This is a genomic window from Sphingomonas sp. Leaf10 (assembly GCF_001421245.1).
Classification (GTDB): domain Bacteria; phylum Pseudomonadota; class Alphaproteobacteria; order Sphingomonadales; family Sphingomonadaceae; genus Sphingomonas.
The window spans coordinates 241,125-252,043 of the sequence record NZ_LMKE01000013.1; the positions used below are offsets into that span (position 1 = coordinate 241,125).

Annotated in this window: 12 protein-coding genes; 2 read left to right on the top strand and 10 right to left on the bottom strand. The window is 65.6% G+C overall.

Features of this window, described 5'->3' with window-relative positions:
- The first annotated feature begins 83 nt into the window (after positions 1–83).
- Both clpA and ASE59_RS11870 read left to right on the top strand, forming a co-directional pair.
- Entirely contained in the window at positions 84–2,402 is a 2,319-nt protein-coding gene (gene clpA, locus ASE59_RS11865; protein WP_056456288.1) for an ATP-dependent Clp protease ATP-binding subunit ClpA, read from the top strand.
- A gap of 399 nt (positions 2,403–2,801) precedes the next feature.
- On the top strand, positions 2,802–3,452 hold the full coding sequence (locus tag ASE59_RS11870) for a GGDEF domain-containing protein (protein ID WP_200913250.1): 651 nt from the start codon (positions 2,802–2,804) through the stop codon (positions 3,450–3,452).
- 43 nt (positions 3,453–3,495) lie between these two features.
- Here the strand turns inward: ASE59_RS11870 and pal are convergent, their stop codons facing one another.
- The 10 genes from pal to ruvC all read right to left on the bottom strand — a co-directional run bounded on the left by pal (position 3,496) and on the right by ruvC (position 10,814).
- Complete coding sequence (gene pal, locus ASE59_RS11875; protein WP_056456290.1) at positions 3,496–4,023, bottom strand: peptidoglycan-associated lipoprotein Pal; 528 nt, start codon at positions 4,021–4,023, stop codon at positions 3,496–3,498.
- A 72-nt stretch (positions 4,024–4,095) separates the two neighbouring features.
- Entirely contained in the window at positions 4,096–5,418 is a 1,323-nt protein-coding gene (gene tolB / locus ASE59_RS11880; protein ID WP_056456292.1) for a Tol-Pal system beta propeller repeat protein TolB, read from the bottom strand.
- A 13-nt stretch (positions 5,419–5,431) separates the two neighbouring features.
- On the bottom strand, positions 5,432–6,412 hold the full coding sequence (locus ASE59_RS11885) for a hypothetical protein (RefSeq protein ID WP_056456294.1): 981 nt from the start codon (positions 6,410–6,412) through the stop codon (positions 5,432–5,434).
- Positions 6,413–6,416: 4 nt separating this feature from the next.
- On the bottom strand, positions 6,417–6,848 hold the full coding sequence (gene tolR, locus ASE59_RS11890) for a protein TolR (protein WP_056456296.1): 432 nt from the start codon (positions 6,846–6,848) through the stop codon (positions 6,417–6,419).
- A 3-nt stretch (positions 6,849–6,851) separates the two neighbouring features.
- Positions 6,852–7,541, bottom strand: a complete 690-nt coding sequence (gene tolQ, locus ASE59_RS11895) for a protein TolQ (RefSeq protein WP_414899179.1) — start codon at positions 7,539–7,541, stop codon at positions 6,852–6,854.
- The gene (locus ASE59_RS11900) at positions 7,541–7,999 is read right to left on the bottom strand and encodes a YbgC/FadM family acyl-CoA thioesterase (RefSeq protein WP_056456300.1); all 459 of its coding nucleotides are present in this window, start codon (positions 7,997–7,999) and stop codon (positions 7,541–7,543) included. The genes tolQ and ASE59_RS11900 overlap by 1 nt, the downstream gene beginning before the upstream one ends.
- 60 nt (positions 8,000–8,059) lie before the next feature.
- The gene (locus tag ASE59_RS11905; protein WP_056456302.1) at positions 8,060–8,386 is read right to left on the bottom strand and encodes a hypothetical protein; all 327 of its coding nucleotides are present in this window, start codon (positions 8,384–8,386) and stop codon (positions 8,060–8,062) included.
- Positions 8,387–8,395: 9 nt separating this feature from the next.
- Entirely contained in the window at positions 8,396–9,415 is a 1,020-nt protein-coding gene (gene ruvB / locus ASE59_RS11910) for a Holliday junction branch migration DNA helicase RuvB (protein WP_056456304.1), read from the bottom strand.
- A gap of 168 nt (positions 9,416–9,583) precedes the next feature.
- Entirely contained in the window at positions 9,584–10,186 is a 603-nt protein-coding gene (gene ruvA / locus ASE59_RS11915) for a Holliday junction branch migration protein RuvA (protein ID WP_056456306.1), read from the bottom strand.
- A gap of 118 nt (positions 10,187–10,304) precedes the next feature.
- Positions 10,305–10,814 carry a crossover junction endodeoxyribonuclease RuvC gene (gene ruvC / locus ASE59_RS11920; RefSeq protein WP_056456308.1) on the bottom strand — a complete coding sequence of 170 codons (510 nt, stop codon included), beginning with the start codon at positions 10,812–10,814 and terminating at the stop codon, positions 10,305–10,307.
- Positions 10,815–10,919 lie beyond the last annotated feature (105 nt).

Sequence of the window (10,919 nt, forward strand, 5' to 3'; positions counted from 1 at the left end):
GGCGGCATACCGACATGGTGGAAGACCCGGGGAACCGGGACACAGGGCCGGCGCGTTCTCGTCGGCCGACCGGAGTGAATTGAATGCCATCCTTCGCATCCGCATTGGAATCCACGCTGCACAAGGCGCTCGAGGCCGCATCCTCGCGCCGGCACGAATATGCGACGCTTGAACATCTCCTGTTCGCGCTGACCGACGATGTCGATGCGGCAAAGGTGATGACCGGCTGCGGCGTCGAACTCGACGAATTGCGCGCGACCGTCGCGCATTATCTCGACACCGAACTCGACACGTTCAAGCTGGACGCCGCGACCGATCCATCGCCGACCAGCAGCTTCCAGCGCGTGGTGCAGCGCGCGATCCTGCACGTCCAGTCGTCGGGCCGCGACGAGGTGACCGGCGCGAACGTGCTGGTCGCGATGTTTAGCGAGCGCGAGACCTACGCCGTCTATTTCCTGCAACAGCAGGATATGAGCCGGCTGGATGCGGTCAGCTTCATCAGCCACGGCGTCGGCAAGGGCGGATCGACCGCCACCGAAACCCCGACCCCCAAGGGTGCCGAGGAAAAGGAAACGCCGAAGCCCGCCGAAAAGGGCAAGGGCGAAAGCGCGCTCAAGCAGTTCTGCGTCGACCTCAACGAAAAGGCGAAGACCGGCAAGGTCGATCCGCTGATCGGGCGTTCGGCAGAAGTCGATCGCACCGTGCAGATCCTGTGCCGCCGTTCGAAGAACAACCCGCTCTATGTCGGTGATCCGGGCGTCGGCAAGACCGCGATCGCCGAAGGATTGGCGCGCAAGATCGTCGAGGGCGACGTGCCCGAGGTACTACTGCCTGCGGTCATCTATTCGCTCGACATGGGCGCGCTGCTGGCCGGCACCCGCTATCGCGGCGATTTCGAGGAACGGCTGAAACAGGTCGTGACCGAGCTGGAAAAGTTGCCCCATGCGGTACTTTTCATCGACGAAATCCACACCGTCATCGGCGCCGGCGCGACCAGCGGCGGGGCGATGGATGCGTCGAACCTCTTGAAGCCCGCGCTGTCGGGCGGACAGATCCGGTGCATCGGCTCGACGACCTACAAGGAGTTCCGCAACCACTTCGAAAAGGATCGCGCGCTGCTGCGCCGGTTCCAGAAGATCGACGTGAACGAACCGACGGTCGAGGATACGATCAAGATCCTGACCGGTTTGCGCACCGCGTTCGAGGAACATCACAAGGTCAAATACACCCCCGATTCGATCAAGTCGGCGGTGGAACTGTCGGCACGTTACATCAACGACCGCAAACTGCCCGACAAGGCGATCGACGTGATCGACGAAGTCGGCGCGATGCAGATGCTGGTGCCCGCGCCCAAGCGCAAGAAGACCATCACGTCGAAGGAGATCGAGGCGGTCATCGCAACGATGGCGCGCATCCCGCCCAAGACCGTGTCGACCGACGATACCCGCGCGCTCGCCAATCTCGAACTCGACCTGAAGCGGGTGGTGTTCGGGCAGGATGACGCGATCAAGGCGCTGTCCTCGGCGATCAAGCTGTCGCGTGCCGGCCTGCGTGATCCCGACAAGCCGATCGGCAACTATCTGTTCACCGGCCCAACCGGCGTCGGGAAGACCGAGGTCGCGCGGCAATTGTCGGAGATCATGGGCATTCCGCTTCAGCGCTTCGACATGTCCGAATATATGGAACGCCATTCGGTCAGCCGGCTGATCGGTGCCCCCCCGGGCTATGTCGGATACGATCAGGGCGGTCTGTTGACCGACGCGATCGACCAGCAGCCGCATTGCGTCCTGCTGCTCGACGAGATCGAGAAGGCGCATCCCGACCTGTTCAACATCCTGTTGCAGGTGATGGACAACGGCAAGCTGACCGATCACCACGGCAAGACCGTCGATTTCCGCAACGTCATCCTGATCATGACGACGAATGCGGGTGCGTCGGACATGGCCAAGGAGTCGATCGGTTTCGGCCAGATCGACCGTGAGGACGTGCAGGAAGAGGCGGTGCGCAAGCTCTTCACGCCGGAATTCCGCAACCGGTTGGATGCGATCGTGCCGTTCGGTTACCTGCCGCCGGAAGTCGTCGCGCGGGTGGTGGACAAGTTCATCCTACAGCTCGAACTGCAACTGGCCGATCGCGGCGTTCATATCCGCCTCGACGAGCCGGCAAAGACGTGGCTGACCGAAAAGGGCTATGACAAGCTCTACGGCGCGCGACCGATGGGCCGGCTGATTCAGGACAAGATCAAACAGCCGCTGGCCGAGGAACTGCTGTTCGGCAAGCTGGTCCATGGCGGTGAGGTTAGCGTCACGCTGAAGGACAATGCGCTGGCGTTCGAAATCACGCCGGCCGCGCCCAAGAAGCCGCGCAAGGGCGGCAAGACAAAGGCGTCAGCCGAGGCCTGATCGCATCTGTGTCCGCCGGAACCAGGTTCCGGCGGACACAGATGAACCTTAATCAATATATAACATATTCAATTTAGTTGGCGGTGCGCGGCAGCCGTCGTTCGGGGCGGCTGCTGAGTTCATCACTGCTTTTGGAATAGGGTCTTGGCGCGGATACTCGCGAAGCTCATCGAAGGAATCGGCGAAGCCGAGGCGATGGTCGCGTTGTACGATCCGGCGGGAAAGATCCTGTTCGCCAATCCGTCCTATCGCCGGACGTTTTTCCTCGACCCGATCGAAACGCCCGACTGGCCGACACTGATGCGACGCAACCATGCGTTGCGACGCGGTCCGGTCGTGTCGCACGACGATTTCGAAACATGGCTCAGTTCATCCCTGTCGCGACGGGGCAAGGTACCGATGCTGTCGATCGAAACCGATATGCACGATGGCACCTGGCTGCACATCGTCGAACAGACGTTCCCTGATGGGCACATCTTGTTCACCGCGCTCGATATCACCCGGCTGCGACAACCGGAACGGATGCTGCGGCTTGAACGTGATATCGCGCTGAAAATGGCCTCTACCGATCCGCTGACCGGTATATCGAACCGGGCGCACATCATGCGGTATCTCGACGATCGTATTGCCGCGGTGCGAACCGATTCCGGCACGCCAACCACTGCGGTGGTAATCGACATCGACCATTTCAAACAGATCAACGATCGCTTCGGGCATGTGGCTGGCGACGATGTCTTGCGTTCGTTCGCGCGGACGATCCGCGCCGGGCTACGCACCTGCGACGCCTTTGGCCGCATTGGCGGCGAGGAATTCCTGATCCTGTTCCCGGGGCATGGCAGCGATTGCGCAGAACGTGCACTCGCCCGGATCCGGGACGATATGGCGACCCGATCGCTGATCGCGGACCACCCGGCCTATCGCGTGGACTTTTCGGCGGGACTTACCCAGGTCCGCGGCTGCGATACCGTATCGGCAGTGTATGCGCGCGCCGATCGCGCTTTATATGCAGCGAAATCCGCCGGTCGCGGACGATTGCGGCTGGCAAGTTGATTGCCCACCCGGCCGCGCCCGCGACCGGGCAGGCGTCAGAAAACTACTGCAACACCACCGTCACCGCGCGACGGTTCTGCGCCCATGCGCCTTCGTCCGAACCCAGCGCCAGCGGGCGTTCCTTGCCATAGCTGATCGTGGTGATCCGCGATGGCGAAATGCCGCGTGTCGCCAGATAGCTGGCGGCGGCATTGGCGCGACGATCGCCGAGGGCGAGGTTGTATTCGCGCGTCCCACGCTCGTCGCAATGCCCCTCGATCGTCACGCGGACATTGGGATAGCGTGCCAGCCACTGCGCCTGGCTGTCGAGCACGGCGCGGGCCGAGGCATCGATATCATATTGGTCGAGCCCGAAATTGATCGTGTCGCTGGCCACCGACTGCTGGAAATCGGCTCGCGACCCCGGCACGACGCCGGTGGTCCCGGTGCCCGTCCCGGTCCCGCCGGTACCGGCATTCGGGTCGACGGTCTGGCCCGGTGCCGGCGGCAGCACCTCGGGGCGCTTCTTGGCGCAACCGGCGGTCGCCAGCAGTGCCGCACCGACGATCAGCGTGGTCGAAAACTTGGTCATCAAAACCTCCCTTGGTCGTGTCGCACCCGCTACAATGCCCCTGTAACGGATTTGCCCCCGTTGGTGAAACCGTCAGGGCCGGATCGGCCCCCAACTCGGGTCCGAACCGTCGAGCGCGGTCGGAATGCGGCGGATGTTCGATCCGGTCAGGTCGACCGACCAGACCTGCGTCTTGCCCGACCCCTGCGCGCTGCGGAAGAAGGTCAGCACGCGGCCATTCGGCGACCAGCTCGGCCCCTCATCGCCCCACGCGTCGCTCAGCAGCTTTTCGCCGCCGCCCGAGGGCGACATGATGCCGATGCGGAACGATCCGCCGCCTTGCCGGGTGAACGCGATCAGGTCGCCGCGCGGGCTCCATACCGGCGTCGCATAGCGCCCGCCGCCAAAGCTGATACGCTGCTGGTTCGATCCGTCGGCGTTCATGACATAGAGCTGCTGCGTGCCCGACCGGTCGCTTTCGAACACGATCTTCGACCCGTCTGGCGAATAGCTGCCGCCGGTATCGATGCCGGGTGCGTTGGTCAGCCGCTGCGGACTGCCGCCTGCCGCGGACACGCGATACACATCGGTATTGCCGGCCTGCGCCATCGAGAACAGGACATAGCGGCCATCGGGCGAGAAGCGCGGCGCAAAGGTCAGCGACGCATTTTGCACCAGCAACCGCTGCCGCCCGGTGCCGAGATCGAGAATGTAGATCGCGGGCCGTTCGTTGACATAGCTCATATAGACGATCGACTGCTGGTTCGGCGCGAAGCGCGGCGTCAGCACGATCGATTGGCCATTGGTCAGGAAGCGGTGATTGGCGCCGTCCTGATCCATGATCGCCAGCCGCTTGATCCGCTTGCCCTTCGGCCCGGTCTCGCTGACATAGACGATGCGGCTGTCGAAATACGGCCCCTCGCCCGACAGGCGGGTATAGACCGCATCGGCGCATTTATGCGCGGCGCGACGCCATTCGGCGGGCGGCACGTTGAACCCCTGTCGTGTCAGTTCGGTGCGACCGAACGTGTCGTAGAGATAGCAGCCGATGGTCAGGGTGCCGTTCGCTTCGGCACGGACATAGCCCTGCACCAGCGCCTGCGCGCCGCTCCACACTGCATAATCGGGCGACTGGACCTGTGCCATGGCGACGGCGGGAAGGCCGGCGGGACCGGCGGGCTTGAACAGGCCCGAATTGCGCAGATCGCCCGCGACGATCTCCGCCAATTGCCGACCGAGCGCATCGGTGGATCCGGCCGGCGTGGACGCGACCTGCGGGGTCGGCATCACCGGCACCGCGATCGGCAACGGTTCGGAGATACCGCCCTCGATATCCACCTCGACCTGCGCGAACGCGGCGGGCGTGGCCAGCACACTTGCGAGCGCCGCACCAAGAGCCAGGGTCAGTTTCCGCATATATCCCCTCCGGTCAGCCGGGCAGTTTGTAGTTGATGATAATATCCTTCCAGCCGCCCTCGTACAGGTCCGCCGGGAGTTCATAGGGCGCGCACTGGATCAGCGCGGCGATGGCCAGTTCGGACACGCGCTGCGCATAGCGTTCATTCTCGCCATCGACCCCGGTCTGACCCCGTAACTGCGGGCGCGCGGCAAGGGTACCGTCGGCGCGCATTTGCAGGCGGATCTTCGAACGGATCTGGTTCGCGCCGGGACCGGGATTGGGAATCTTGTTGGCGCAGGGCTGGACCTGTCGCTGGATCGCGCTGGCAAGCCCTGCGACCGACTGCGTGCTGACCGCCGTACCGCGCGGCGTTTCCGCCTTGCCCGGCTTGGGAGTGTCAGCAATTCCCTTCAGGAAATTGTCGCCCAGCCGCCCGCCGCGTGGCCGAGGGGCGGTCGCTTGCGCATTGGTCCCCTGCCCCTTGGTCGCGGCGGGCTTGGCCGGTGCCGGTTTTGCCGGGGCTTTAGCGGCTGGCGCAGGCCGCGCTGGTGCTGGCGTAGGGCGTGCAGGTTGCTTGGCCGGGGCGGGCTTCGGCTCGGGCTTCGGTGCGGGGGCGGGTTTCGGCGCGGGCTTGGGAACCGGCTTCGGCACGGGTTTAGGTGCCGGGACCGGTTTTGGCGCGGGCTTGGGTTCGGGCCGGGGCGCCGGCTGCGGACGCGGGGCCGGTGCGGGGGGCGCGGGTTCGGGTTCCGGGGTCGGCTCCTCGACCGCCTCGGGCGGCGCGGCGTCCTCTGGCGTTCCGGTGTCTGGCGCCTGACTGACCGCCGGCGCTTCGGTCTGCTGCGGCGACGACTGTTCGGCGGCGACGTCTTCGGCGAAGCTGACATCCATCGGCTGGCTCTTCAACTTCACTGGGTTCGGCGTGGCGAGGAAACCGACCGACAGCAGGCCGAACAGGACGGCATGTCCCGCAACCGCAACGCCAAGCCCGATCTTCTCCGCCTTCTGCATGGCGTTACTGCGCCACGCTGATCAGCGATACCCGGTTCAGTCCCGCGCGGTTCAGTTCGCCAAGGACGCCGTTGACCCGGCCGTAATCGAGCGTCCGGTCGGCGCGCAACATCACTTGTCGCGGTTCGGTTGCCCCGGCACCCGCCGCCGCGATCTTTTCCAATTCGCTCGGCAGATTGTCCGCCGACACCTCGGCATCATCGATATAAGTCCGGCCATCGGCGTCGATCGACAGCGTCACCGGCTGCTGCGTCTGTTCGACCGCCTTGGCACGACTGTCGGGCAGGTTCACCGGCACGCCGGCGGTCATGAGCGGGGCGGTGACCATGAAGATGATGAGCAACACCAGCATCACGTCGACCAGCGGCGTGACGTTGATTTCCGCCATCGGCGCGCGACGCCCTTTTCCCTTTGCGGACGGCAGGTTGATGCCCATCGCTCAGACGCCTTCGAGCTGGCGCGATAGGGTTGCGTGGAAGGCGTCGGCAAAGCGGTTCAGCCGCGCCTCGATCCGGTTCACGCTGTGGCTGAACCGGTTATAGGCGATGACGGCGGGAATGGCGGCGAACAGGCCGATCGCGGTCGCGAACAGCGCCTCGGCAATACCCGGCGCGACGACGGCCAGCGACGTATTCTGTTCGGAAGCGATCGCGGTGAACGACCGCATGATCCCCCACACCGTGCCGAACAGCCCGACGAACGGCGCGACCGAGCCGACCGTCGCCAGCACGTTCAGCCGGTCGGCCAGCGTCTCGCTCTCATCCGCGACGCTCGACGCCATGGCGGTAGCAAGGCGTTCGCGCGTGCCGTCGCGGTCGATCTGCTTGGATGCGGTCGAACGACGCCATTCGCGCACCCCCGATGAAAAGACGCGGGCGATGGCGGTATCGCGCGTCCCCTGCAACCGGTGGAAGGCGTCGATATCCTCGGCCTGTTCGAAATCGGTTTCGAACCGGTCGATGTCGCGGCGTACCTTTCGCGCGCGGACGAGGAAGCCGATGATGATCGCCCAGGTCCAGATGCTTGCCAGCAGCAGGCCGAGCATCACCGCCTTCACTACCCAGTCGGCGGCGAGGAAGAGCGCGACGGGCGACATGGTCGCGGCGTCGGTGTTCACGAGTACGTCCATCATGCCCCTTTTTCGGTTGCGACCAGGCTCTGGAAGGTGTCGACCCACGCGGCCGGCTGACGACGCGGACGGCCGTTCGGGGCCACGAACGCGACCTCGACCCGAGCCGACGCGAGTAAGAGCGTGTCGCGGATGACTGTCTGATGAATGTCGACCGCCGCCGCACGGACGCGTTCGACGGTACTGACCACGACCAGCGCATCGTTCAGCCGCGCCGGCGCCCGCCAATCGAGTTGCATCGAACGGACCGCATAGGCCCCCTCGCCGGCTTCAAGCGCGGCACGCTGGTCGATGCCGGCGATCATCAGCATATCGCTGCGCGCGCGTTCGAAATAGCGGAGGTAATTCGCATGATAGACGACACCCGACAGGTCGGTGTCCTCGAAATAGATCCGAACGGGAAAGCGATGCGTGCCGCCCGTGAAGCGGCCGCCGGCCGGCTGGTCGGGGTCGGTCATTTGTCCGCTTTAACCATTGCCGCCGGACGGGGAAAGGGGTGTCGGAACGGTCCGCCCCCTTCATCCGGCGGGCGGTTCGTTCAGGACCGTGATCTGGGTAAAACCCGCCGACTGGGTCAGATACAGGATACCCCCAATCACCCGATACGGTGCGGCGACCTTGCCAAGCACGGCGATCGTGACCGGGCGGCTCTTGTCGGGCAATGCCTGCAATGCCGCCGACATTCGTTCCTGTTCGTCGGGCAGCACAAATTGGTCGCCGTCGATCGCGACCTGCGCCGCAGCCTCACCGGTCATCGTCACGCCGATCATCAGCGGCGCTTCGGCAGCGGCGACCGGCCCGGCCATCAACCCCAGCGCCGCCGACGTCAGCAAAGTCTTCTTCATCACCATTCCTCAGTCGAACAACCCGTCCTGCACCCCGGCCGGCGGTTCGAACCCGAGATGCTTCCACCCGCCGGCATTCAGGCAGCGCCCCCGCGCGGTGCGGGCGATCATGCCGATCTGGATCAGATAGGGTTCGATCACTTCCTCGATCGTGTCGCGCGGTTCGCTCAGGCCCGCCGCCAGCGTCTCGACGCCCACCGGTCCACCGCGATAGACGTCGGCGATCATCGTTAGATAGCGCCGGTCCATCGCGTCTAGCCCCTTGGCATCGACCTCCAGCCGGTTGAGCGCGGCATCGGCGGTGCGCGCGTCGACGATCTCGACGCCCGCGACATTAGCGAAGTCGCGCACCCGGCGCAGCAGGCGACCGGCGATACGCGGCGTGCCGCGCGCGCGGCGGGCGACTTCGGTCGCACCATCCTTGGCAATACCGAGGCCAAGCAGTCCGGCGGCACGGGTAACGACGCGGGTCAATTCGTCAACCGTGTAGAATTGCAGGCGGATCGGGATGCCGAACCGGTCACGCAAGGGGGTGGTCAGCAACCCTTGCCGCGTGGTCGCACCGACCAGCGTGAAGCGCGGCAGGTCGATGCGGACGCTGCGCGCCGACGGCCCCTCCCCGATCATCAGGTCGAGCGCGCGGTCCTCCATCGCCGGGTACAGCACTTCCTCGACCGCCGGATTGAGGCGATGGATTTCGTCGATGAACAGGACGTCGCCATCCTCAAGGTTGGTCAGCAACGCGGCGAGGTCGCCCGACTTCGCGATGACCGGGCCGGACGTGGCGCGGAAGCCGACGCCCATCTCGCGCGCGACGATCTGCGCCAGCGTCGTCTTGCCGAGGCCCGGGGGACCGAAGAACAGAACATGGTCGAGCACATCGCCCCGCCCGCGCGCGGCATCGATGAACACCCGCAGATTTTCGCGCGCCGCCTGCTGCCCGACGAACTCGTCGAGCGCCTTGGGCCGCAATGCGGCATCGACGTCATCGGGGCGGCGGATCGGGGTAGTGATACGGTCGTCGGTCACACGCGTTCCCTAGCTGTTCGCGTGCCGCATTAAAAGCTCCTCCCCGCCTGCCGGGAGGGGGACCGCCGCGCAGCGGTCGTGGAAAGGATGTCCCAGCAGCGCATCGCCATTGGAAGCCCCGCTCCACCAGCCTGCGGCTGGTCCCCGTCCCCGCGCAGCGGGGATGGTTTAGGTTCTGGACGCTTTACGCAGGCCGAGCCGGACCAGCGCATCGAGGCTGGCGCCCGGCCCCAGTTCCTCGGCCGCCTTGCCGACCGCCGTCGCCGCTTCGGCCGGTCGGAAGCCGAGGTTCAGCAGCGCCGACACCGCGTCTCCTTCGATCCCGTCGCCGCTCGCCGCCGGGGCGACAGCGCCCGGACCGATGGCGATGCCGCCGACCTTGTCCTTCAATTCCATCGCGATGCGTTGCGCCAGTTTCGGGCCAACGCCGTTGGCGCGCGCAATGCTGGCCTTGTCGCCACGGGCGATCGCGGTGCGGACTTCCTCGGGCGACAGCGTCGACAGGATACCAAGCGCGACACGCGCGCCGACACCCTGCACCCCGGTCAGCAAACGGAACCAGTCGCGCTCGTCCGCTGTGGCAAAACCAACCAGCCGGATGAAGTCCTCGGCGACCAGCATCTCGGTATGGATCGTCACGTGGCCGCCGACCGGTCCCAGTGCCTGCAACGTCCGCGACGATGCGCCGACCAGATAGCCGACACCGTTCACGTCGATGACCGCATGGTCGATGCCGGATACGGACAGCGTGCCTTTGAGATGGGCGATCATGCGGGACTTCTTTCGATACGGCGTATTCCCGCGCAGGCGGGGATCCAGGGCAAAAGACGATGGCGGTTCTTGGTGGCTCTGGATCCCCGCGTGCGCGGCGATACGAACAACGCCGCGATCACGCCCCGATTCCCGTCGAGCGCCTTGACCGTGCCTGCGCACTGGCGAGGTGATGCGCATGGGTGATCGCCACCGCCAGCGCGTCCGCCGCGTCGGGCCCGGACAGCTTCACGCCCGGCAGCAGATGCCCGACCATCGCCTGAATCTGCTTCTTGTCCGCGCCGCCGGTGCCAACCACCGCCTTCTTGACGATGCTCGGATGATATTCGCCGATCGCAAGCCCGGCGGTCGAGGCGGAGAGCAACACGACCCCGCGCGCCTGCCCCAGCTTCAGCGTCGATTGCGCGTTGCTGTTGCCGAGCACCTCCTCGACCGCCGCGCCATCGGGACACTCGGTGCGGATGACCTCGCCCAGCGCACCGAACAGCAAGGCCAGACGACGGGGAAGCTGCATCGACGGGTCGGTGCGGATCTGGCCGTTGGCAACATGGCTCAGGCGGTTGCCATCGGCGCGGATGATGCCCCAGCCGGTTGTGCCAAGACCGGGGTCGAGACCGAGGATCAGCATGTCCGGATCCTCCCCATCAGCGATGGGGAGGGGGACCACGCGAAGCGTGGTGGAGGGGGCGGCGGTGAAGCCGACGCTGACGCGTCGCCCCCCTCCACCAGCCTG

Coding starts and splice junctions, on each gene's coding strand:
- clpA (WP_056456288.1), top strand. CDS start 84: ATGCCATCCTTCGCATCCGCATTGGAATCCACGCTGCACAAGGCGCTC.
- ASE59_RS11870 (WP_200913250.1), top strand. CDS start 2,802: ATGCTGTCGATCGAAACCGATATGCACGATGGCACCTGGCTGCACATC.
- pal (WP_056456290.1), bottom strand. CDS start 4,023: ATGACCAAGTTTTCGACCACGCTGATCGTCGGTGCGGCACTGCTGGCG.
- tolB (WP_056456292.1), bottom strand. CDS start 5,418: ATGCGGAAACTGACCCTGGCTCTTGGTGCGGCGCTCGCAAGTGTGCTG.
- ASE59_RS11885 (WP_056456294.1), bottom strand. CDS start 6,412: ATGCAGAAGGCGGAGAAGATCGGGCTTGGCGTTGCGGTTGCGGGACAT.
- tolR (WP_056456296.1), bottom strand. CDS start 6,848: ATGGGCATCAACCTGCCGTCCGCAAAGGGAAAAGGGCGTCGCGCGCCG.
- tolQ (WP_414899179.1), bottom strand. CDS start 7,541: ATGGACGTACTCGTGAACACCGACGCCGCGACCATGTCGCCCGTCGCG.
- ASE59_RS11900 (WP_056456300.1), bottom strand. CDS start 7,999: ATGACCGACCCCGACCAGCCGGCCGGCGGCCGCTTCACGGGCGGCACG.
- ASE59_RS11905 (WP_056456302.1), bottom strand. CDS start 8,386: ATGAAGAAGACTTTGCTGACGTCGGCGGCGCTGGGGTTGATGGCCGGG.
- ruvA (WP_056456306.1), bottom strand. CDS start 10,186: ATGATCGCCCATCTCAAAGGCACGCTGTCCGTATCCGGCATCGACCAT.
- ruvC (WP_056456308.1), bottom strand. CDS start 10,814: ATGCTGATCCTCGGTCTCGACCCCGGTCTTGGCACAACCGGCTGGGGC.